Annotated in this window: 18 protein-coding genes and 1 pseudogene; 10 read left to right on the plus strand and 9 right to left on the minus strand. The window is 60.9% G+C overall.

Annotated elements, in window-relative coordinates:
* Nucleotides 1-17 precede the first annotated feature (17 nt).
* On the minus strand, nt 18-1,064 hold the full coding sequence (gene epmA / locus NKI29_RS12115) for an EF-P lysine aminoacylase EpmA (protein ID WP_023674375.1): 1,047 nt from the start codon (nt 1,062-1,064) through the stop codon (nt 18-20).
* 114 nt (nt 1,065-1,178) lie between these two features.
* Here epmA and efp point away from each other — a divergent pair, with 114 nt between their 5' ends.
* Nucleotides 1,179-1,745 carry an elongation factor P gene (efp, locus tag NKI29_RS12120; protein WP_352569791.1) on the plus strand — a complete coding sequence of 189 codons (567 nt, stop codon included), beginning with the start codon at nt 1,179-1,181 and terminating at the stop codon, nt 1,743-1,745.
* A 131-nt stretch (nt 1,746-1,876) separates the two neighbouring features.
* Here the strand turns inward: efp and NKI29_RS12125 are convergent, their stop codons facing one another.
* Nucleotides 1,877-2,884 carry an AraC family transcriptional regulator gene (locus NKI29_RS12125; RefSeq protein ID WP_023674373.1) on the minus strand — a complete coding sequence of 336 codons (1,008 nt, stop codon included), beginning with the start codon at nt 2,882-2,884 and terminating at the stop codon, nt 1,877-1,879.
* Nucleotides 2,885-3,108: 224 nt separating this feature from the next.
* Between NKI29_RS12125 and NKI29_RS12130 the strand changes: the two genes are divergently transcribed.
* From NKI29_RS12130 to NKI29_RS12150, 5 genes and pseudogenes are all read left to right on the plus strand, one after another.
* On the plus strand, nt 3,109-4,491 hold the full coding sequence (locus NKI29_RS12130; RefSeq protein ID WP_352796330.1) for an FAD-binding oxidoreductase: 1,383 nt from the start codon (nt 3,109-3,111) through the stop codon (nt 4,489-4,491).
* Nucleotides 4,492-5,140: 649 nt separating this feature from the next.
* A complete protein-coding gene (locus NKI29_RS12135; RefSeq protein ID WP_352578310.1) occupies nt 5,141-5,293 on the plus strand; it encodes a hypothetical protein in 153 nt (50 codons plus the stop codon).
* A gap of 142 nt (nt 5,294-5,435) precedes the next feature.
* Complete coding sequence (locus NKI29_RS12140; RefSeq protein ID WP_023674370.1) at nt 5,436-6,416, plus strand: hypothetical protein; 981 nt, start codon at nt 5,436-5,438, stop codon at nt 6,414-6,416.
* The gene (locus NKI29_RS12145) at nt 6,416-7,450 is read left to right on the plus strand and encodes a hypothetical protein (RefSeq protein ID WP_352593077.1); all 1,035 of its coding nucleotides are present in this window, start codon (nt 6,416-6,418) and stop codon (nt 7,448-7,450) included. The genes NKI29_RS12140 and NKI29_RS12145 overlap by 1 nt, the downstream gene beginning before the upstream one ends.
* Nucleotides 7,451-7,563: 113 nt before the next feature.
* Nucleotides 7,564-8,303, plus strand: a pseudogene (locus NKI29_RS12150) (gamma-glutamylcyclotransferase).
* On the opposite strand, the gene NKI29_RS12155 reads toward NKI29_RS12150, so the two are convergent.
* The 5 genes from NKI29_RS12155 to NKI29_RS12175 all read right to left on the minus strand — a co-directional run bounded on the left by NKI29_RS12155 (nt 8,290) and on the right by NKI29_RS12175 (nt 14,751).
* Nucleotides 8,290-10,272 carry a glycoside hydrolase family 127 protein gene (locus tag NKI29_RS12155; RefSeq protein ID WP_352755963.1) on the minus strand — a complete coding sequence of 661 codons (1,983 nt, stop codon included), beginning with the start codon at nt 10,270-10,272 and terminating at the stop codon, nt 8,290-8,292. The pseudogene NKI29_RS12150 and the gene NKI29_RS12155 sit on opposite strands and share 14 nt — an antisense overlap.
* 27 nt (nt 10,273-10,299) lie before the next feature.
* Nucleotides 10,300-11,157, minus strand: a complete 858-nt coding sequence (locus tag NKI29_RS12160) for a carbohydrate ABC transporter permease (RefSeq protein ID WP_254817449.1) — start codon at nt 11,155-11,157, stop codon at nt 10,300-10,302.
* Nucleotides 11,157-12,086 carry a carbohydrate ABC transporter permease gene (locus NKI29_RS12165; RefSeq protein WP_352796332.1) on the minus strand — a complete coding sequence of 310 codons (930 nt, stop codon included), beginning with the start codon at nt 12,084-12,086 and terminating at the stop codon, nt 11,157-11,159. Before NKI29_RS12165 ends, NKI29_RS12160 begins: the two co-directional genes overlap by 1 nt.
* Before the next feature lie 285 nt (nt 12,087-12,371).
* Nucleotides 12,372-13,625, minus strand: coding sequence for an ABC transporter substrate-binding protein (locus NKI29_RS12170; RefSeq protein WP_352796335.1), 1,254 nt, complete (start codon nt 13,623-13,625; stop codon nt 12,372-12,374).
* A 70-nt stretch (nt 13,626-13,695) separates the two neighbouring features.
* Nucleotides 13,696-14,751: a LacI family DNA-binding transcriptional regulator gene (locus NKI29_RS12175; RefSeq protein ID WP_352796337.1), complete on the minus strand. Its 1,056-nt coding sequence runs from the start codon at nt 14,749-14,751 to the stop codon at nt 13,696-13,698.
* A 485-nt stretch (nt 14,752-15,236) separates the two neighbouring features.
* Here NKI29_RS12175 and NKI29_RS12180 point away from each other — a divergent pair, with 485 nt between their 5' ends.
* From NKI29_RS12180 to NKI29_RS12190, 3 genes are all read left to right on the plus strand, one after another.
* On the plus strand, nt 15,237-17,399 hold the full coding sequence (locus tag NKI29_RS12180) for a GNAT family N-acetyltransferase (RefSeq protein ID WP_352796340.1): 2,163 nt from the start codon (nt 15,237-15,239) through the stop codon (nt 17,397-17,399).
* Nucleotides 17,383-17,817, plus strand: a complete 435-nt coding sequence (locus NKI29_RS12185) for an ASCH domain-containing protein (protein WP_352796342.1) — start codon at nt 17,383-17,385, stop codon at nt 17,815-17,817. Before NKI29_RS12180 ends, NKI29_RS12185 begins: the two co-directional genes overlap by 17 nt.
* A gap of 126 nt (nt 17,818-17,943) precedes the next feature.
* Nucleotides 17,944-18,714 carry a DUF4062 domain-containing protein gene (locus tag NKI29_RS12190; protein WP_352796344.1) on the plus strand — a complete coding sequence of 257 codons (771 nt, stop codon included), beginning with the start codon at nt 17,944-17,946 and terminating at the stop codon, nt 18,712-18,714.
* Between the two features lie 45 nt (nt 18,715-18,759).
* Here NKI29_RS12190 and NKI29_RS12195 read toward each other — a convergent pair whose 3' ends face one another.
* Both NKI29_RS12195 and NKI29_RS12200 read right to left on the minus strand, forming a co-directional pair.
* Nucleotides 18,760-18,960, minus strand: a complete 201-nt coding sequence (locus tag NKI29_RS12195) for a hypothetical protein (RefSeq protein WP_352796346.1) — start codon at nt 18,958-18,960, stop codon at nt 18,760-18,762.
* Nucleotides 18,961-19,085: 125 nt separating this feature from the next.
* Nucleotides 19,086-19,526, minus strand: coding sequence for a hypothetical protein (locus tag NKI29_RS12200; RefSeq protein WP_352796349.1), 441 nt, complete (start codon nt 19,524-19,526; stop codon nt 19,086-19,088).
* 58 nt (nt 19,527-19,584) lie between these two features.
* Here NKI29_RS12200 and NKI29_RS12205 point away from each other — a divergent pair, with 58 nt between their 5' ends.
* Nucleotides 19,585-21,315 (plus strand): adenylate/guanylate cyclase domain-containing protein, encoded by a 1,731-nt coding sequence (locus NKI29_RS12205; RefSeq protein ID WP_352796352.1) that lies wholly within the window; start codon nt 19,585-19,587, stop codon nt 21,313-21,315.
* The last annotated feature ends 176 nt before the right edge of the window (nt 21,316-21,491 follow it).

The following is a 21,491-nucleotide window of genomic DNA, read 5'->3' on the forward strand; positions in this document are numbered from 1 at the left end:
GCGAGATCGACAATCCCTCAGGAAGCGGCCACCGGCGTCCAGATCACGTCGTCGATCCTGAGCGCGCCGGTGGCAAGCATCACCAGCCGGTCGAAGCCGAGCGCGGCGCCGCTCGCCTGCGGCATGATGGCGAGCGCGGCGAGGAAGTCCTCGTCGATCGGGTAGCGTTCGCCATAGACGCGCTGCTTCTCATCCATTTCGGCGGCAAAGCGCAGGCGCTGCTCGGCCGGATCGGTCAACTCGCCAAAGGCGTTGGCGAGTTCGACGCCGCAGCAATAGAGCTCGAAGCGCTCGGCGGTGCGCGGATCGTCGGCGCTCGGCCGGGCCAATGCCGCCTCCGAGATCGGATATCCGAAAAGAATGGTGTTGCGCCCCTGCCCAAGCGCCGGCTCGATTTTTTCGACCATCACCCGGCTGAACAGGTCGGCCCAATTGTCGTCGGGCGCGGTCCGCAATCCGGCCTGGACCAGGGCGGCATGCAACCCCGCGCGGTCGGTGCTGCCATCGGCTGCAACCGTCGCCAGCAGATCGATGCCGGCATGGCGCATGAAAGCTTCGGCGACGCTCAACCGTTCCGGCTCGGCGAACGGATCGGCTTCACGGCCGCGGAAGCTAAAACGCTTCGCTCCGGCCCGTTCGGCCGCCAGCGCTACGAGCTCGGCGCAATCGCGCATCAGGCTCTCATAGGTCTCGCCGACGCGGTACCATTCGAGCATGGTGAACTCAGGATGGTGCAAGGGGCCGCGCTCGCGGTTGCGCCAGACAGCCCCGAGGCTGAAGATGCGCTCCTCGCCGGCGGCAAGCAGCTTCTTGCAGGCGAATTCCGGCGACGTGTGGAGGTAGAGCGGCTGGCGCTGCCCGTCCGGCCCGATCGCCTCGGTGGCAAAGGCCGACAGGTGCGCTTCATTGCCGGGCGAGACCTGCAGGGCCGATGTCTCCACCTCGACGAAGTCGCGGCGGCCGAACCAATCGCGCATCCCGGCGGCAATGGCATTGCGCAGGATCAGCCGCGGCCGGCGGTCGGCGTGGACATGCGGCGTCCACCACGGCGAGGCGGCGGTCATCGGCTTCAGGGGAATTGCACAGAGGGCTGGCGATTGCGGCCAAGATGCGCTAGGCCGCACGCAACGGCCTCTCCAGCCGATTTGCGCCAACAAATTTTATCAGGATGGAAACCCGTGAAGGTCATCGCCAGCTCCTTACGCAAAGGCAACGTCGTCGAAAAGGACGGCAAGCTTTATGTGATCCTCTTTGCCGAAAACATTCATCCTGGCAAGGGTACGCCGGTCACCCAGCTCGACATGCGGCGTATCTCCGACGGGGTAAAGGTTTCCGAGCGTTACCGCACCACCGAGCAGGTCGAGCGCGCCTATGTCGAGGAGCGCGAGCACACGTTCCTCTACCGTGACGGCGAAGGCTTTCACTTCATGAATCCGGAGAGCTACGACCAGGTCGCGGTGCCGGAAAGCGTGATCGGCGACATGGCGCCCTATCTGGTGGAAGGCATGCCGGTGCAGATCTCGCAATACAACAACATCGCCATCTCGCTGGTACTGCCGCAGCGCGCCACTTTCGAGGTGGTCGAGACCGAGCCGGTGACCAAGGGCCAGACGGCGTCCTCGTCCTACAAGCCGGCAACGCTGTCCAACGGCGTGCGTACCCTGGTGCCGCCACACATCAGCGCCGGCACCCGCGTGGTGGTGATGACGGCCGATGGCGCCTATGTCGAGCGCGCGAAGGATTGAGGCGCGAAGTCTGACACGCCTCGCCGAAAGCGTCGCGGCGGCCGGTCATCGTCTACCGCTTTGTGCCAGGGGCTTTCGAGCATTGGGACGCTGCACGCAGACCGAAGCGTCAACGCCCTGCCAGTTCTTTCCTATTGTACGACGCCAGCGGGCAATCTCTGAGCCTCGAGCAACGCCGACCGTCCCTTTCGCCAGGTGCCAGGTGGAATGCCGACGAACTTTTTGAAGGCGCGATTGAAGGCGGCTTCCGACTCGTAGCCGACCTCGGCACCCGCTTGCGCGATGCTCATTTCGGGCCGTTCGAGCAAGCGTCCTGCCAGTTGCAGACGCCAGCGAGCAAGATAATGCATGGGGGAGACCTCGACATAGTGGGTAAAGCGGCTCGCAAACGCCGTGCGCGAGAGCCCTACTTCGCGGGCGAGCCGGTCCAATGTCCATTCCTCCCTTGGGCGAGCGTGGATGAGCCGGAGCGCCTCGCCGACGTGTGGATCCCGTAGGCCTGACAGCCAGCCGCGCGAATCGTCGGGGAGGGTCTCGAGATGGCGGCGGATGATCTCGACAAACATCAGCTCGCTCAGCTTGGCGAGTATCGTTTCACAGCCCGCCCGCCCACTGCCGCCTTCGGCCAGCGCCAGCCGAAAAAGGTCGATAACCCAACTGCTTCCATCGGCGGGCTTGCGGGCACACAGGATGGCCGGCAATGCGGCCAGGAGAGGATTGAAGGGACGCGCATCGCAGCCAAGATACCCGCAAATGAATCGGGTCCGCTCGTCTCCGCCGCCACCATGGATCACCGCGAACGGCAGGCTCTCGTCTATCGGCCGATAATACATCGCCATATTGGGTTCGCCCCGCGCCCCCGGCGAGGAGCTCAACACGTTCGGAACACCACCGGGGAAGACAACGACATCACCGGCGTTCACGAGCACCGGCGGCACCGAATCGTCTCCCAGCGCGGCCCAGCACGAGCCCGACATCACGGCATGAAAAGAAATGATGTGCTCTGCCTCCGGCATGACGGCGGCGGCAATGTCGGCCGTGCCCGGCGACTCGCCAACCCAGGGAGAGCTGGCGTCGACGTCGAAATAGATCGCACCGGTGAGGCGAACGGCTCGGAGCACATCGGAAAGGACATCCATGCACTGCACCTCCGGAAACGATCGGCTACTCCCTTTGACAACGAGTTTTTCGGTCAGGCATCGAACTATCCGGCAATATGGCCGCCCGGGCAACCATCCATCTGGTCTAATCCTACTCTGAACGATCGGGCAACAGAAATGGACGATGTGACATTTGCGGGAACAGCGGACGAGACTAGCGTTTCATCGACCGGCCGACAGGTCCAATAATAGGGAGGAATGTCATGAACGATGAAGACATCACCAAATTCGCAGCAAGCCTGCGAGGCGAAGTCATCCACGCCGGCGACGCCCGCTATGACGAGGCCCGCAAGCTCTACAACGGCATGATCGACAAGCGGCCGCTGATCATCGCCCGCTGTGTCGACGTCGCCGACGTAATCACAGCGGTGAATTTCGGCCGCGACAACAATTTGCTGGTTGCGGTACGTGGCGGCGGCCATAACGGACCAGGATTGGGGAGCTGCGACGACGGTCTGGTGATCGACCTGTCGGCGATGAACGGCGTGCGCGTCGATCCGGATGCCCGCACGGCGCGGGTGGGCCCGGGCTGCACTCAGGGCGACCTCGACCATGCCACCCATGCCTTTGGCCTGGCCGTACCGGCGGGCATCATCTCGACCACCGGGGTCGCCGGACTGACGCTGAGCGGCGGCCATGGCTATCTGACGCGCAAATATGGCCTGACCATCGACAATCTGATCGAGGCCGATGTCGTGCTTGCCGATGGAAGCTTCGTCACCGCCAGTAAGGAGCGGAACCCCAACCTGTTCTGGGCGCTTCGCGGCGGCGGCGGCAATTTCGGCATCGTCACCAGCTTTGTGTTCAAGCTCCACCAGGTCAGCATGGTCTTTGCGGGGCCGATCGCATGGGATCAGCGCCACGCCCGCACCATCATGCAGCATTATCGCGAGTTCCTGCCGAACGCGCCCGAAGAACTCGGGATCTTTCTCGGGCTCAAGACCGTCCTCTCGAGCGCACCCTTCCCGGAAGAGTTTTGGGGAAAGCGGATGTGTCTGCTGATGTGCTGCTACAACGGCCCGGAGGAAAAGGGCAGAGAGGCGCTGGCCCCGCTGCTCGATGCGCTGCCCGCGCCCTGGTTCAACTGGATGGGAACGATGCCCTATCCCGCGGTGCAGAGCATGTTCGATGGGCTCTACCCGAAGGGAATGCAGTGGTACTGGCGGGGCGATTTCGTCAAGACGCTGTCCGACGAGGCGATCGACGCCCATCTCGAGCAGGCGGCGAAGACGCCGAGCGAGCTATCGCTCATGCACCTCTACCCGATCGATGGTGCGGTCCATCGCGTCGGCAAAGACGAGACACCCTGGAATTACCGTGATGCGACCTGGTCGATGGTCATCGCCGGGATCGATCCGGACCCACAGAAAGCGGGGCCGGTGACGCGCTGGACCAAGGCCTACTGGGAGGCCGTGCATCCGTTCGATCTGGGTGGCGCCTACCTGAACTTCATGATGGATGACGAGGGCGATGCAAGGCTCAAGGCGGCTTATGGCGACAACTATGAGCGCCTGGCTACGCTGAAGAAGAAATACGACCCGAACAACCTCTTCCGGGTGAACCAAAACATTCGACCGGCTGCTTGACGGCGGCCCTCGTCAGGCCGGCAAGCGTACCGGCCGGCCCAGCTAAGGCTCGGCCGGTACGATAGCTTGCCGGTCAGGACGCTCTGATCCAGACCAGCATCTCGCCGGAATCGTGGTGTCCCAGGCGAAATACGGCACGGTGACTTTTGCTTCCTCGACCGCCGGTGATTTTCAAACGCCTCTTTCCTGTCAATAGCCGACAGCGTGACGACGCCGCCGGGCGCGCTCGAGAGCTGACTACATTTGAAACCAGGCCAGACGACCGCCGAATGGCGTCCAATGAGCCGTGCCGGGCTGCTTTTCAGGCTACCCCGCGCTTCTGATCGTGGTTGGCCGCGTACTGTCCATGCACAAGTCCGGACCTGTTTGGCGACACCATCATGACTGGATCGTTCGCACATGATCGACAAAATGACCCGGAAATGACCGAGATACAAAGCTTTCCTTCAGTTGTGCATCAATAAGCCGCGACAATTTTTTAGCCAATCTTTAGGCAAATTCTCAGGTTTATCGACAGACAGCAGACAATTCGGCAAAACGGTCTTTGCTGGATTTATGTGGATGGGCAATGCATCCCTACTTGACACCGGGACAAGCTGAAGAGCTATGCTGAACATGGGTCGCAAGTTTGCGCGGAGGGAATCTGTTCATGGATTTCATCGAGAGTTGGTTTGGTATTTCACCTGACGGCGGCGACGGATCGACCGAAGCTCTCTACATACTTGCCGTTGTCGCAATATTGGCGCTCGCATTCCACAAGCGCATCGTGCAGTTCGCGCGCGGTTTCTTCGCGCGGAAATAGCCCGCGTACCGTTCGAGCCCAGCTTTATTCGTCTGACCAGAGTACAAACGGCACCAGTCGTCTGACACTCCAATACACTGTTGCCGCGCGAATCCCGTTGTTATCAGAGCGTTGCCCTGCGTTAGCTTCAGAGGGGAAGTCGATGCGAGGAATAGCGGCAATCCTGCGAGCATTGTTCTCCGCCTGGATTCCGGCACTGATCGAGATGGCTCGCCGTTTCTGTCGCCGGTGGCGGCTAGGGGGCGACCGCCGGGTCGACCAGAAAGGGTCCCGGGCGCATTGCGTACCGATCGATCACCCTGCTTTCTGCCGGCCTGACCCGCTGATCTACGATCAGTATTATCTGATCGGCCTTGGTCTCGCGGTCACCTGGGATAATCCCGATATCGAGCTACGCCAGGGTGGTGTGCCCGTTCCCGCCGGCAGGTTGCAGGCGGACACCGACTACGAGGTGCGGGTTCGCGTATGGAACGCCTCCCCGGATGCCGTCGTCGTCAAGATGCCGGTCCATCTGTCCTATCTGTCGTTTGGCATCGGAACCGTGTCGAATCCGATAGCCACCAGGCCGGTCTCGGTCGGGGTGATCGGATCCGCCAGCCAGCCTGGGTTCGTCTCCTTCGACTGGCATACGCCGCGGCAAGCAGGTCACTATTGCCTGCAAGCTTTGCTCGACCCGGCCGATGACGCCAACTTCGCCAACAATCTCGGGCAAGAAAATACCGATGTCGGACTGGCGCAGTCGCCAGCAACATTTCAATTCGAGTTGCGCAACGCTACCCGTCGGCCGCATCGGTACCGGTTCACCGTCGATGCCTACACCATTCCGCCGCTCGGCCCCTGTCGCGACGACCGGCAGCCAACGGAAGAGACCGCCAAGGCGGAGCAAAAGCGCCGGCTGGCGGCACACTTGCCGTCGGCTCATCCCCTGCCGCCGGGCTGGAAGGTCGAGATTTCGCCTGACCTGCCGTCGCTGGCGCCGGGCGAACAGGTGACGATCACGGCGGTCGCCACGCCGCCGGACGGCTGGACCGGCCGGCAAGCCCTCAATCTGAATGCATTTGACGAGGGTGACCGCGCCAGCGGCGGCGTCACCTTGACCGTCCTCAGCAGCTTGGAGCCGTGATGGCCACCGACGACAAATCCTGGACCAAGTGCACGACCGCCGACGAGGTGATTTCGGTCAACCAGTACATCAGCGCGGCGATTACCAGCGGCATATTCGCAGCCGTGATGGTCGTGGTGGTGGTCGCGATGGGCGAGCCGTGGTGCATACCGATCGCGCTGGTGGTGACTGAGATTGTGTGGATTCTTGCTTATTGCGACTGGTGGCTCAACAAACGGCTGGTTTGCCTGGGCGAGCCGGTGAGTATCGTCGGCATGGTCATCAGCATCGAGCCGCCGTCGGAGAAGACCTGGCCAGGAAGCCTGGACTCCGACTACAGCCTCAATTTGCTGCTGCCGAACAACCCGGTGGGCGTCTCCCAGGCCGTTGCCGCCGCCAGTGCCCCGTTCGGCTATCTGATGGCCGAAAACGCAATCACCTCCTCGCACGGCTTTCTGTTCACGGGGAACCCGGCGGAGGACAAGGTGACCGGAGTAAAGTCAGAGGCGCTGCATGTGGAGTTCGAAGGGGCATCGATCCATGACCTGCAGACCGTCAACATCCTCGCCCTGATCGCCGCCCTGGCAGCGCTGGCGCTATGCATGTCGGGCGTCGGCGTGGTCGTCGCCTACGTATTGGCGCTTCTCGCCTTGCTCGCTTCGCTGCTCGGCGCGGCCTTCAGCAGTTCGGACACCGCTAGTCCGAGCGACGCCGGCCTGCCCAGCATCGAGACCAACAAAGGCGATGGAACCGGAGCGACAATCCTGGGGGTGACCGGCCGGTGGGTCTATGATGCCGGACACATCCACGACAGCTTTCATGAAGGCCACAACGAACTGCATCCGGTCCAACAGGCCCAGATTCTGGGACGGCCATGGGACGGCGACTGGCCCGACGATATCGACGAAATCGTTCGGGGCTACCAGGACGGCTACGCGCAGTCCCAGGATCCGCTCACCAAGGCGCAACAGGCCCGGCCCGGCTCCCGGTGGTCGGTCCATCCCTATGTTGACGGCTGCAACGACACCGTCCGGCCAGATCAGCCTCCGCACTAAGCCAGTCAAGCTGTTGGACACGATAGTTCGAATCCCGATACCGCGCTGGTGTACTCGGCCCTTGAGAATCCTTCAGCCTTCGGCAACATGGCGGCAAGGCTGAGAGCATGAGGATGAGCAAGGTCATTTCCGCCGCATCACGGCGTTCGCCGCGCAAGAACCGATGGCGCTGACCGAGGCGCTGGTCGCCCGCACCTTGCGTGCGGTCGAGGATGCCGGGCCGACGCCGGGCATGGTCTACATGACCGATGCCGATTACGCGCGCATTCGCGACGAGGTGCTGGCCGGCGCGCCGGGCGGGCCGGTGAAGCTGTTCGCCTATGGCTCGCTGCTGTGGAAGCCGGCCGGCGAGGTCAGGGGTGGCGAACGGGCCGTGGCGACGGGCTGGCATCGTTCGTTCTGTTTTACGGTGCAGCGCTTCAGGGGCACCATCGAGCAGCCCGGCCTGATGATGGCCCTCGACCGCGGCGGCCAGTGTCAGGGCATGGTATTCGAGATCGCCGAGCCAGTGGGGGCCAATCTCGAAACGTTGCTGCGACGTGAGATGACCATCCTGCCGGCCGTCAACGTGCCGCGCTGGCTGCAGGTCAGGACGGGCGACGGCACGGGCCAAGCGCTTGGTTTCGTTGTCGATCCCGCCAATCCGCGCTATGCCGGCAAGCTCGAAAAGCGAGCGATAGCGGCGACCCTGGCCACGGCCGTCGGCCATTGGGGTTCGGGCGCCGAATATCTGTTCGAGACCATTCGCCATCTCGACGCCTGCGGCATCCGCGACCGCAATCTCTGGCAGTTGCAGGAACTTGTGGCCGAGGAGATCGGTCGGGCGCTGCGATCGGGCTTCATTCGTCCCTGAGCCAGACCAGCATCTCGCCGGGGTCGCGGTTGTCCCAGGCGAAATACGGCACGGCGGTGATTTTCGCGTCCTCGACCGCCGGCGGTTCGGTGCGGTAGAGCCCCTCTTCCCAGTTTTCGAAAGCCTCCTTTTTGGCAATCGCCGAAAGTGTCACGACGCCGCCCAGAAGGTTCGGCTGCTGATGCGCCTCGATGTCGGCCGTGCGCGGCAGAGCGATGCGGTGCAGCTGGCTGGAATTGTCGGTCTCCTCGACGCAATAGATCAGCGGGCCGCGCGCCAGTGCGACACGGCCGATATCCTGCCGCACCTGCGGATTGGCGTAGAGGCGGTCGACGGCCATTTCGAGGTCGAGCTCGACCCGGTCGCCCTTGCGCCATTCGCGGCGGATCGCGGCATAGCCGTCGCTGCTGATGGCAGCCAGATCGACATCGGCGCCGTTGACCTTGAGCGCTGCCTTGCGGCACCAGGCCGGCAAGCGCAGGTGCAAAGTGAACTCGGTCGGAGCTTCCGGTTCGACAGAGATCGAGACCGCGCCGTCCCATGGATAGTTACTGGTCTGGGTGAGCTCTATTTGCCGGTCCGCGATATCGAAACGAGCCGTGCCGTTTCCATAGAGATGGACGGCGAGTGCGTCGTCCGACAGGCCGTAGAAATAGCTGCCGATCGAGGCGACCATGCGCCCGACATTGGGCGGGCAGCACGGGCAGCGGTGCCATTTCCAGCGGTGGTGGGCGCCGCGGCTCTCCAGCGGATTTTCGTAGAAGAACAGCGAGCCGTCGAGCGACAGGCCGGAGATCGAGCCGTTGTAGAGCGCCCGCTCCATGATGTCGGCGTAGCGCGCATTGGGGCCCATGCCGAGCATGCGGCTAGCCCAGAACACGAGGCCGACCGAAGCACAGGTTTCGGCATAGGCGGTGTCGTTGGGCAGGTCGTAATCGGCGGTGAAACCCTCATTGTGCGACGACGGCCCGAGGCCGCCGGTGACGTAGAGGTTCTTGGTCATGAGGTCGTCCCACAGCCGGTCGAGCGCCACCCGCAGCGTGTCGTCGCCATATTCGGTGGCGATGTCGGCCATGCCCGAATAGAGATACATCGCCCTCACAGCGTGGCCGACGACCTTGTCCTGTTCGCGTACCGGTCTGTGCGACTGGTTGTATTCGTAGGTCTTGAAATGATACGCCTTGGGGTCGGCGCCGCGGGCGCGCGCCTCCTCGTCGAAATAATGCGGCTGCTGTCCCCGCTGATCGATGAAATATTTGGCAAGCTCCATGTATTTGCGCTCGCCCGTCACCCGTGCCAGCTTGACCAGCGCCAGCTCGATCTCCTCATGGCCGCAATAGCCCTTCTTCTTGCCGGGCTCGGGACCGAACGTCTCGGCGATGTGATCGACATAGCGGCACATGATGTCGAGCAGCTTGCGTTTTCCCGTGGCCTGGTAATAGGCGACCGCGCCTTCGATCAGGTGGCCGGCGCAATAGAGCTCGTGGCAATCGCGCAGATTGGTCCAGCGCAGGCCGGGCTGGATGCGCTGGTACCAGCTCGACAGATAGCCGTCGGGCTGCTGCAGCTTGCCGTACATGTCGATGACGGCGTCGATCTTCTTCTCCAGCTCGTCGTTGCGGCGACGGTAGAGCGAGTAGGCGGCGGTCTCGATGGTCTTGCCCCAATCCGAGTCCCAGAACATCTGCGTCGTCACCGTCGATCCGGTGAACTCGTTGCCGGCGGTCGCCGCCTCGTCCGGCGAGGGTGAGTGGAACGGAATGACGACGCCGGGCGATGGCCGGTCCGGGTCGATCTGCTCGAGCATGCGCGCCTCGACGCAGCGGTCATAGAGGATGCCGGCGGTCTTCGAGGCGACGGCATCGACGCGGTCGCCCCAGAAGCCGCGCACATCGACCTGCGGCACGGGCAGCGGGCGGAAGGCGAGTTTCGGCTTGACGCCCTGACTGGCGGATTGCGATGCGGTCATCAATTTACTCCGGTTCGGTTCGATTGGTCACTTCACGGCCCCTGCCATCAGGCCGCGGATGTAGAAGCGCTGCAGCAGCAGGAAGAGCACCAGGCACGGCACCATCATCACGGTGACGCCGGCCTGCACGGCGCCCCAGTCGATGGCGCCGAAGCGGCCGGACTGGAGTGCGGTCATCATGATCGGCAGCGTGAATTTGGACTGGTCGGTCATCAGCACGAGGGCCGCCAAAAACTCATTCCAGGCGCCGAGGAAGGCAAACAGCGCGATGGTGACGATGCCCGGCCAGACCAGCGGCAGCATCACCCTCAGCAGCATGGTGACGTTGTTGGCGCCGTCCATGCGCGCGGCCTCCTCGATCTCGCGCGGCACCGCATCGAAGGCGTTGCGCATCATGAAGATCGAGAACGGCAGCTGCAGCGTGACGTAGACGCAGACCAGCCCGGTCAGCGTGTTGTGCAGACCGATCTTGGTCAGCACCAGGAAGATCGGGGTCAGGATCGACTGGAACGGGATCATGATCGTCGACAGGATGACGACGAACAGCAGGTTCTTCAGCGGAAAGCGGAAGCGCGAGAAACCGTAGCCGGCGAGCACGCTGACGATCACCGACAGCACCACCGTCATCACCGAGACGTAGATGCTGTTTTGCGCCGGCAGCCAGAGGCCGTCGCCGAAGGTGTTGAGCGTGGCGTAGTTCTCGAGCGAGATGCCGCTGGTCGGCCACGGCGGCAGCGGCGGCTGGCGCGCCTCTTGCGCCGGCTTGAAGGCCGAAAGCACCGTCCAGGCGATCGGCGCCAGGAACAGAATGGACGCGATGATGCCGGTCGAGTGCTCGGCGATCTGCATGCCGATGCGGCGTTTGCGGCTCCTTGCCTGCGCCATCAGTCGACCCCCTCGGGCTGGCGCAGCAGCCGCAGCTGGATCAGGCTGAGCGCCACCAGGATGACCAGCAGGACCATCGAAAGTGCTGCGCCATAGCCGAGCTTGAACGACACGAAGGACTGGTTGAAGATCCAGTAGACGGCGGTCAGCGTCTGGTTGCGCGGCCCGCCGCGCAGGATGATGTAGAACTGGTCGAAGGCGAGGATCGAGCCGGCAACCGACAGGATCAGCGCCAGCGCCAGCGTGCGGCGCATCAAGGGCAAGGTAATCGCCCGGAACCGCGCGAATGGCCCTGCCCCGTCGATCATCGCCGCCTCCTGCAGATCCGGCGGGATCGACTGCAGGCCGGTCATCAGGATGATCATGGTGAAGCCCGCCACCTTCCACACCACCATGGCGATGATCGACCAGAAGGCCGGCTGGAAGGTCGCCAGCAGGTTGAATTTCTTCTCGGTCAGGCCAAGCTCGAAGGCGGCCGGGCTGAACAGGCCGGAATCGACATTGAGCAGCCATGACCACAAAAGGCTCGCCGAGGCGAAGCCGATGACCGCCGGCATGAAGAAGGACGTGCGGTAGAAGCCGGTCAGCTGCCGCGGCCTTTCGATGAACAGCGCCAGCGGAAAGGCGACGGCGAAGATCGCGATCGTCACCACCACCGTGTAGTAGCCGGTGAACTTCAGCGCGTTCCAGAAACGGGTATCGCGCAGGATCGCCCAGTAATTGTCGAGCCCGATAAAGCTATGCGCGCCCATCAGCGGCCAGTTGTGCAGCGACATCCAGGCGGTCATGCAAAGCGGCACGATGAAGAAGACGACGACAAGCGCGACGGCCGGCGCGACATAGAGCAGGCCGATCCACTGCCGGCGGCCGGCGCCGACCAGTTTGTATGCGCGCGCTGGCGCGGCGGTGGTTGCTGTGATGGTGGTCATGCCGTGGTCTTCCGTTAGCGCTACGTCCCCCTCCCCCTTGAGGGGAGGGTCCGGCCGAAGGCCGGGGGTGGGGTCCTCCGCGAAGCGCGCCGACATCAAAAGAGCGTCGAGCACTGCCGCGATGACCCCACCCGGACCTGCGGTCCGACCTCCCCTCAAGGGGGAGGTTAAGGGGCTGCGGGGGTGGGGTCGCCTGCGAAGTGCGCCGACAGAAACGTCGAGCACTGCCGCAACGACCCCACCCGGACCTGCGGTCCGACCTCCCCTCGAGGGGGAGGTGGCGCCTTACTTCTGCGGCGCCGAATCGATAATCGACTGCATCGTTTCCTGCGCATTGGCGATGGCGCCGTCGACGTCTTCGCCGAAGAAAACCTCGTTCATCATCTGGTTCCACGGACCGTTGGCCGAGTTGATCAGGTCGTTGAACACCACCGAATAGGGCGTGCGGCCCTTGGCCATGGCTTCGGCGGCGACCTTGTAGCGCGGGTCGAGTTCCTTCAGCGCCTCATTGGCGATGTCGCCGCGCACCGGAAGGCTGCCGTATTTCGCCAGGATGGTCTGGCCCTCGAGCGAATAGGCGAAGTCGAGGAACTCCTTCACCACCGCGACTTTGGTGGTGCCCTTGGTGACGACGAAATTATCGCCGCCGGCAAACGACGACCAGCCGCCATCCTTGCCCGGCAGGAAGGCGATGCCGTAGTCGATATCGGGATATTGCGTGTTGAGCGCGCCGATGGCGAAGGCGCCGGACGGCGAGATGCCGATATTGCCGGTGGCGAAGGCGGCAAAGAAGTTGGAGCCGGTGTCGGTCTGCGCGCCTGAAGGCACCAGGTCCTTCTTGACCATCGAACGGTAGAGGTCGATGGCGCCGCGCATCTGCGGCGTGTCCAGCGTCGCCTTGGAGCCGTCCTCGGTGAGGATATCGCCGCCCGAGGCCCAGATCAGCGGCGTGAAGGTGAAAATGTTGCAGCCGCCGCAATTGCCGGAGAAGTAGAAGCCCTTGATGTCGCCGCCGAGCGCATTGACCTTTTCGGCGTCGGCTTCGATCTCGGCCCAGTTGGTCGGACCTTTTTCCGGGTCGAGGCCGGCCTGCTTGAACAGCTTCTTGTTCCAGATCAGCACCGAGGAATCGGCCGAGAACGGCAGCCCGTAGATGCGGCCCTTATAGGTGCCGGTCTTGACATGCGCCGGCGACAGGCTGGCGAAATAAGGCAGCGATTTCGCCCAGTCGGTGATGTCTTCCAGCTGGCCGGCGGCAGCAAAGGACGGCGTATAGATCAGGTCGAGCGACAGCGCGTCGGGCGCGGTGCCGCCAGCGGCGGCAGCGCCGTATTTCGGGATGATTTCGGCATTGGGGATGATGTCGAGCTTGATCTGGTTCTGATGCCCCTTGTTGAAGGCATCGACGACGCGCGGCATGAAGTTCGAGCCGTCGGCGCGAACCCAGATGTTGGCGGTATCGGCGGCGGCCGAGCCGGCTGTTGCCAGCGTGCCCAGGATGCTCGCGGCGATGGCGAGCCCGGTAATGGTGGTTCTCATGCTTCTCCTCCACATGGTTCTAATTTAGCCGCGCCCCCAAGCGGGTGACTATCGACACGGCCCGTTTCGTTCAGCCGTCCGGCGGACGGCCGCATGACTGACGCACCACCAGCCGGCACGGCAGTTTTCTGATGCCCGGCTCGGCGGGTTCGCCGCCGACGAGCGAAAGCAGGGCAAGGCCGGCCTCGCGGCCAAGTGCTGCGAGATTCATGTCGACCGAGGTCAGCGGCGGACGGGTCGCCTCGGCGACGATCTGCCAATTGTCGAAGCCGATGACGCCGACCTCATCCGGCACGCAAATACCGCGCTCGCGCAACGCGTCGATGACGCCGCGCGCGATCTGGTCGTTGCCGCAAAACACCGCATCGGGGTTTTCGCGCGTGCCGTCGTCGCCGTCGAATAGTTTTCTGACCGCCTCATGCCCCCAGGCCTCCGACCACGGGCCGAGCAGCGGCTCCATGACCGGCAGGCCGCTCTCGGCCAGCACCGCGCGATAGGCCTGCGCCCGCGCATGCACCACGGCAAAGCTCGCCGGACCGCTGACATGGGCGATGCGCCGCCGCCCGAGCCGGCAAAAGTGCTCGACCGCCAGCCGCGCCCCGCCGGCATCGTCGGACACGAAAGCGATGGCGCCGGGATCGGGCTCGGTAAAGGCGTAGATCGCCGGAATGCCGAGATTGGCGAGGTCGACCGGCAGATGGCGGTCGATGCGCTTGCCGGTGGCGATGATGCCGTCGACGCGCTTGTCGAGCATGGCATCGACATGCAGCTGGGCAAGGCGCGGGTCGTCCTCGACATTGCACAAAAACACCGAGACGCCGGCATCGACCAGCGCATCGGAAACGCCGGCCATCAGCGGCAGCGAAAAGCGGCCATAGGTGTCGTTGGTCAAAAGCCCGACGGTAAAGGAGCGCCGCCTGAGCAGGCTCTGCGCCAGGCTGTTCGGGCGAAAGCCAAGCCGCTGCGCCGTCTCGCGAATCCGGGTCCGCGTCTCGGCAGTCATCCGCCCCTGCCCGTTGAGCGCCTTCGACGCCGTGGCCACGCTGACGCCGGCGATGGCCGCCACCTCGCGGAGGGTGACCGGCTGCTTGGCGGATACAGGCGTTGGCTGCGCGTCGGACGACATGATTTGGGTATCGATCCTCCCAGGTGGGAAAAGCTTTTCTCTTATGGGCCTGCTGGGTGCTGATTGGTGAAGTCAGCGGATGCGGGGCGATTTGGGAAAAGGTTTTCTCAGAGGGAGATTAGGATGAGAATTCGGGTAAGGCAAGAGGGATGATGCGGTGGGGGGACGGCCACCCTAATCTCTGATCAGGTGCGCAGCGCTGCCTTTTCATGGCACCCGCTTAGCGCCAATGTCGCAGGCGAAACGTTACTTAAATACTAACAATTACATCTTTCGTATTGGTCATCAATGTGATGACTTGAGCGGGGTGCGCGGCTAGGCGCAAGATATGATTCGCGGACAAGGTTCGAGATGCAAAACATTGTCGCCGCTTTCTTCGAATATGGCGCGGGGACGCGGCATCTAAACTCCCAACAGTCTTCCGCTGAAAACACTTTTTACGTCGCGACAGGAGCCCACAAGGCGGCTGAACTCGGAATTGAACGGTGAGCCACTTTCAATTCGTCATCAAACACGATGCGAAAGCGCTGACGCCACTTCTATCGGCGATTCAAGCCTTGGCCGACTCCGAAAAGGACGCGCTTGGCTTCCTTCCAGGGAGGGCTTTCGAAGAGGCTATTGGGCGACAACGATTGATCGCCGCGTTGGTCGAAGACAGCGGTGTCCGAACCTTCGCAGGATATCTCCTTCATGGCGGAGTGTTCCCAAACGCCAAGATTCAACAGATTGCTGCGGTCCCAGCCTTTCGGAAGAATGGCGCGGCGTCCGCTTTGATGAAGGCGTTTGTTTCAGAGCTTGAGCGACTTGGCTTTCTGTCTCTCCGCGCTGATGTGGCCTCGAATCTGCCCGCAGCGCTGGCCTTCTACGCGAAAAACGGGTTCGAACGGGTTCGCGAGCGCTCCGGCGGCTTGGCACGCGGCCGAACTATCATCATTCATTCGCGCCAGCTCGAAACAGACAATCTTTTTACGCTCGCGTCGGCTCAATCCGGAACAGGCATCGATCTTGGCGTTCGACGTCGTGGCCCCGGTGAAGTGCCGGTCTTCGCCTTTGACTTGAATGTGTACTTCGACCTTGTGAGGCAACGCCACCAGTCGGATCATGCTCGCCGACTTTTTGGCGAAGCCCTTGGTCACACGATCCGCCTTGCCGTTGCAGATGAATTCGTTGCTGAACTTCGGAAAACGTCAAACAGCACTTCAGCGGATCCCGTCCTTCAGATGGCGCTTCAACTCCCTCGTTTGCCTAAGCCCGATGCGTCGGAACTAGAGACCCTGGCAGCGCGCATCTACGATACCGTGTTCGAAAAGCCGAAGTCAAAGGGCGTGGGAACCGACCAAGCTAGAAGTGATGCCAATCACGTCGCGCACGCCATGATTTCGCGGGCTTCGGCATTCATCACTCGCGATGGCCCAATCTTGAACGCGCGGAATGAACTACTAGCCACGTTCGGAATCGACATAGCTACGGTTGAGGAGGTCCTGGACCTTCTCCCACCAGAACCTCTCACTTCGAATTCGATGTCGGTTCGTGGCGAAGGGTTTGAGCCCGGCTCCATCAATGCTTCGCAACTGTCGGCCTATCTCTTAGAAGTGAAGGCCCCAAGTACCCTCGCCTCGGAATTCGCCGATCCTCAATCACCATCAGCTTGCGTGCGGCGTTGGGCGATCCGATGCGACGATCGGGTTGTCGGCGCGGGAGTTGTCCTTCTTCCGAGAGGTATTGAACCTATTGCGCGGATGTTCGTGCAAGTTCGACATGAGCACCAAGGCGCTGAACTCTTTGCGGACTACCTTCTAGACACGCTCATTCGTGACTCTTGTGAAAGCGCACCTGTGACCGTCGAATTGGTCCATTTGTCAGGCCAGTCGATTGTCAACAAGCTGGCCACCGCTCGCGGCTTTCAACGAACCGCCAATGCATCGACCTTTTCCAAGATTGCTGTGGGCAGACCACTCACAGCGGATACGTGGTCCACGGTGACTCAACAGGTTCGACGTCGAACAGGTTTAGTCCTTCCCGACACAGCATCGACGTTGTCTAACGGCGAAATCAAAATCCGGGCGCGCACGGGAGCATCCAAGTGGATTAGCGCAGCAGCTTTGGAAGACCTGTTAGGTCCGACGATATTCGTTTGGCCAGGCTGCGGTGGCGTGATTGTTCCGATCACTCGCGCCTATGCTGATGAACTGTTAGGAACCGCCGTTCAGGCTACCCTCGGATTCGTCGCTAACCGTGACGCGGCCTTTCTTTCTACGCGCGGCTACATCAATGCGCCCCGCACTGTGAGGCAGATGCGCGCTGGCATGCCAATCGTCTTTTACGAATCGAAGCGGAAGGGTAATGGGCGTGGTGCTGCCGTGGCTGTCGCGCGAATCGTCAATTCGATTCTTATTGCGAAATCCCAGTTGAATTCCAAATCGGACAAACGATTGGTGATCGATAGCGTCGAGAGCTTTTCAGCAACCGATGACGTGCTCCTGACCACATTCGACAATCTCATGGCGTTTCCAAGCCCTGTGGGCTTCGAGACGTTGAAGAAGCTCGATGCCGTTGGTGGTGCGAACCTTGTATCAGCCGTCTCGCTTTCAAGTGAGCAGATAACTTTCATTCTCACTTGCGGGTGGCCCGGTGGCAAAATCAAATGAAGCAATCATCTCGATTCGCCCCAAATTCGCTGAAGCGATTCTATCCGGCCAGAAGACGATTGAGCTACGTCGACGAATCCCTCTGATAAGCATCGGTACTCGGCTGTGGATTTACGCGACGAGGCCGGTTGGTGCGGTTATTGGATCAGCTACCGTAAAGAGGATTATTCGTGGTCTTCCAGAAGAGGTGTGGACCAAAGGCGGCGATCTGGCCGGCTTAGACCGTGAATCGTTCGACATCTACTTCGACGGCGCTCCGGAGGCTATCGGATTGGTTTTGGCGGATATGCAGCGCGGGCGTCCGATCTCGATCGAAAAGCTTCGACTGATCCGCAGAGGATTTCACCCACCGCAAGTCATTCTTCGAATTAGCGATGGCGAGGCGTCGACGTTGCAGCAACTTCTAAATGCAGCTTGAACTCGACACGCGTCTGCATATTTTGCGTAATAGATGACATACGCATATATACTACTAATATCTTCTAGAGTCCATTATCATCGATAAATTGACGCGGCGAAAAACAGAAATGGGGGAGAATTCAAGATGCCTTTTGAAGCTCAAGTATATAAAATCCTCGTCGCCAGCCCTGGTGATGTTGAAGATGAGCGCCGCGCAATTCCTGAGGTGATCGCCGAATGGAACCACATAAATGCCGACGCGAAGAAGGTGGTCCTTCTCCCTATTAAGTGGGAAACCCACTCAGCTCCAATGATGGGTGGCAGACCTCAGGCGATAATCAACGAACAGGTCGTACGTGGTTGCGACATGCTAATCGGAGTTTTTTGGACTCGTATTGGCTCACCTACAGGCGTCAGTGAGAGCGGGACGGTAGAAGAGATCGAATGGTTTATTAAGAACGGAAAACCGTTAATGCTATACTTTTCTTCAAAGCCGGTTGACGCGAAGAAGTTGGATCTGGATCAGTATCGATCTCTACGCCAATTTGAAGAAAAGATGCAGAAAATGGGACTAACTGGATCCTATGAAAATATAACCGATTTTCGTGAAAAGCTTTTCCGCCAGATTTCAATAAACATTGAGCATCTTATATCAGGAGCGCCGGCTAATAAACCGTCGGTAAAAGCGGTAGCACAAAAGGCGGTCGAGCTAAATAAAATCATTAAGAAAGGCCGCGTCTTCATAGAGGACTATGAGAAGGATGGCGTAATAAAATCCTTTATAGTGAAAGGAGACACAAAATCTATCAAAGAAGAACTGAAGAAAATGGGGGGCAGATGGAATGGAACACTTGGCGGCTGGATATTTCCAAAAGCCAAAGAAATCGAGATAGCTGAATTTCTGAAGACTACTTAAACACACTATCTACAACTATGCGAACCGTCTCACTGGCTAAGATTTCTAGCCGGGTCGCGGAAGGCTGTGGACTTCGGAATTGACCCTATCACGCGAGAGCAAAAATCCCTTGGCTCTAGCTGCAGCCCAAGGGGCCAAACTCTTATCGCCCCTTGCCTCCACCACCTTCTCCACCTCCCGCTTCAACTCGTCCTTGATAGCCGCCGCCTCGCTCATCAGCGCCTCGATCTTCATGAAATCGAGCACGTGGTGTTTCGACCCCGTCCGAGCGCACCAGGATGTGGGGCCGGCTCTGCTGCAGCTTGCTGGCGGTGATTCGACTGCGTCATCAATTGGCGCGAACATCAGGTCGACGCTCGCATCTGATATCTCTAAAAACAACAAAGCACCGCGCCAATTTCACGAAGCGTGTCGCAAAAGACCAGCACAATCCGTCCTCTGACAAAGGAGAACCCCATGAGAAAACTCATCGTCACCGAATTCATCAGCGTCGATGGCATCGCCGAGGTCGAGAAGCTGCCGGGCGTGACCTGGAACGATGAAATGCAAAATTCAAGGACGTCGAGCTTGCCGACAGTGGCGCCATGCTTTTGGGGCACACGACCTATGAGATCTTTGCCGGCTCGTGGCCCAAGGAGACCGGAGATTTCGCCGAGCGGTTCAACGCGCCGCTGAAATATATCGCCTCGACGAGCTTGACGCCGCGCGGATCCCTCCCGCCATTGATGCGATCGAGTTCGCAGCCACCAGGCGGAGGGTTCTGATCCGCCCTTTCTTGCTGCTGCGTAGAAGACGTCTTGATTCAGCCACAAGCCCAAATTGCTGGATTTGGCAACCCAGGAAGGATAGGCTTGGTTTTTGGTTCAAGCGATGGAACAGAGACTAGCCGCAATTCTGGCTGCCGATATGGCGGGCTACAGTCGGCTAATGGAGGCCGACGAATCCGGCACGCTCGCACGTCTTCGGACCCATCGCATAGAACTGGTCGATCCCGCCATCGCTAAGAACAAGGGCCGGATCATCAAGACCACCGGAGACGGCATGCTCGTTGAGTTCCAGAGCGTGACCGATGCCGTGAAATGCGCCGTGGAAATCCAACAGCGCATGAAACGGCGCAATTCGGATGTGCCGCAAGAACGGCGCATCGAATTCAGGATCGGCATAAATCTCGGCGACATCATTTTCGACGATGAGGATATTTTCGGCGACGGCGTCAATATTGCCTCGCGCATCGAGCAACTCGCCGACGTCGGCGGTATCTGCGTGACCGCAGCGGTGGCGACCCAAATTGCCGACCGTCTCGAAATTGCCATGGAGGACCTGGGCGAGAAGACGTTGAAGAACATCAGCCGCCCGGTTCGCCTCTATCGCGTTGGGTTTGATAGTTCTGTCCTGCCAGAAGTCGAGGCAAAGCGATCCATCTCGAAACCGTCGATAGTGGTGCTGCCATTCACCAACATGAGCGGCGACCCCGAGCAGGAATTTTTCGCGGACGGACTGACCGAGGACATCATCACCGAACTGTCCCGCCACCATGAGCTGTTCGTCATCTCGCGCAATTCCAGCTTCGTCTACAAGAACCGCGCCGTGAATGTGCGCGAGGTGGCCGAGAAACTCACCGTCCAATACCTGGTGGAGGGAAGCGTCCGCAAGATCGGCGACAGGGTGCGCGTGACGGTTCAGCTCATCGACACGGCGAATGACGCTCATATTTGGGCAGACAAATATGACCGGAAGCTGGACGACATATTCGCGATTCAGGATGAGGTGACGGCGGCGATCGCAGCCACGCTGCCCGGTCGTGTCGAGGCGGCTCAGCGGGACCAGCTCGCGCGGGCGAAACCTGCAAACATGGCCGCGTATGAATGTGTGCTTGCTGCCAAGGTGCTGCATCACCGAAGCACGATTGCGGATAATGAACGCGCGCAAACCTTGATAGAAAGGGCCGTCACACTCGACCCCGATTATGCCCATGCCCATGCCTGGCGGGCCTGCATTCTTGGCCAGGCCTGGGTCCATAACTGGTGCGAAGACAGGGATGCCGTCTGGAACAACATTATGGCGGCGCTGGACAGGGCGCTGGCGCTGGACAACAACGATGCCGATGTCCACCGCATTCTCGCGGCAGTGAACGTGAACAACAATGAGCTGACCACGGCGCGCTACCATCAAGAGCGGGCGCTGGCCCTCAATCCCAATTACGACCTCGTGGTGGTGCAGCAAGGCGAGTTATTGACGTGGCTGGGGAGGCCGGAAGAGGGAATTGAATGGATCCGCAAGGCAATGCAGTTGAACCCGCACCATCCGGAGAGGTTCTGGAGCCACCTGGGAAAGGCGCATTTCGCTGCGCGCCAGTATGGCGAGGCGATCGAAGCTTTCATGCATCTGTCAACCATGGACTCGGCTCAGCACGCTTTCGCCGCTGCCTGCTACGGCTGGCTCGGCGACGAAATCGCGGCCGCGGCGCATCTAGGCAAGATCAGAACGCTCGATCCCCAATTCGACCTCGATTCATTTATCGCCACCCTGCACTTTGCCCAGGAGTCTGATGTGCAGCACGTCCGCGAAGGACTGCTGAAAGCCGGTATTGCCCACCTGTAGCCAGCCCGTAACTAAACCCAGATCCAATCGGCAAAAAAGACCGGCCCCCGATGCGGACCTTGTGGCATGACCGAACGACGGGCAGGTCGGAGAAGCTTTTCCCACGGTATCGGTCTTTGGAAGCGAACAGGGAAAACCCTCCCCCTGAAAAAGCGCCGCGCTAGTTGACGGCGCAT

This window comes from Mesorhizobium sp. M0678, from assembly GCF_040320505.1.
Lineage (GTDB): Bacteria > Pseudomonadota > Alphaproteobacteria > Rhizobiales > Rhizobiaceae > Mesorhizobium.

What these genes read in the sequence shown, in the direction of transcription:
- NKI29_RS12135 (WP_352578310.1), top strand. Translation starts at nt 5,141, where the DNA reads ATGGATTTCATCGAGAGTTGGTTTGGTATTTCACCTGACGGCGGCGAC.
- NKI29_RS12155 (WP_352755963.1), bottom strand. Translation starts at nt 10,272, where the DNA reads ATGACCGCATCGCAATCCGCCAGTCAGGGCGTCAAGCCGAAACTCGCC.
- NKI29_RS12205 (WP_352796352.1), top strand. Translation starts at nt 19,585, where the DNA reads ATGGAACAGAGACTAGCCGCAATTCTGGCTGCCGATATGGCGGGCTAC.
- NKI29_RS12165 (WP_352796332.1), bottom strand. Translation starts at nt 12,086, where the DNA reads ATGACCACCATCACAGCAACCACCGCCGCGCCAGCGCGCGCATACAAA.
- NKI29_RS12125 (WP_023674373.1), bottom strand. Translation starts at nt 2,884, where the DNA reads ATGGATGTCCTTTCCGATGTGCTCCGAGCCGTTCGCCTCACCGGTGCG.
- NKI29_RS12160 (WP_254817449.1), bottom strand. Translation starts at nt 11,157, where the DNA reads ATGGCGCAGGCAAGGAGCCGCAAACGCCGCATCGGCATGCAGATCGCC.
- NKI29_RS12190 (WP_352796344.1), top strand. Translation starts at nt 17,944, where the DNA reads ATGCCTTTTGAAGCTCAAGTATATAAAATCCTCGTCGCCAGCCCTGGT.
- NKI29_RS12140 (WP_023674370.1), top strand. Translation starts at nt 5,436, where the DNA reads ATGCGAGGAATAGCGGCAATCCTGCGAGCATTGTTCTCCGCCTGGATT.
- NKI29_RS12145 (WP_352593077.1), top strand. Translation starts at nt 6,416, where the DNA reads ATGGCCACCGACGACAAATCCTGGACCAAGTGCACGACCGCCGACGAG.
- NKI29_RS12170 (WP_352796335.1), bottom strand. Translation starts at nt 13,625, where the DNA reads ATGAGAACCACCATTACCGGGCTCGCCATCGCCGCGAGCATCCTGGGC.
- NKI29_RS12175 (WP_352796337.1), bottom strand. Translation starts at nt 14,751, where the DNA reads ATGTCGTCCGACGCGCAGCCAACGCCTGTATCCGCCAAGCAGCCGGTC.
- epmA (WP_023674375.1), bottom strand. Translation starts at nt 1,064, where the DNA reads ATGACCGCCGCCTCGCCGTGGTGGACGCCGCATGTCCACGCCGACCGC.
- NKI29_RS12130 (WP_352796330.1), top strand. Translation starts at nt 3,109, where the DNA reads ATGAACGATGAAGACATCACCAAATTCGCAGCAAGCCTGCGAGGCGAA.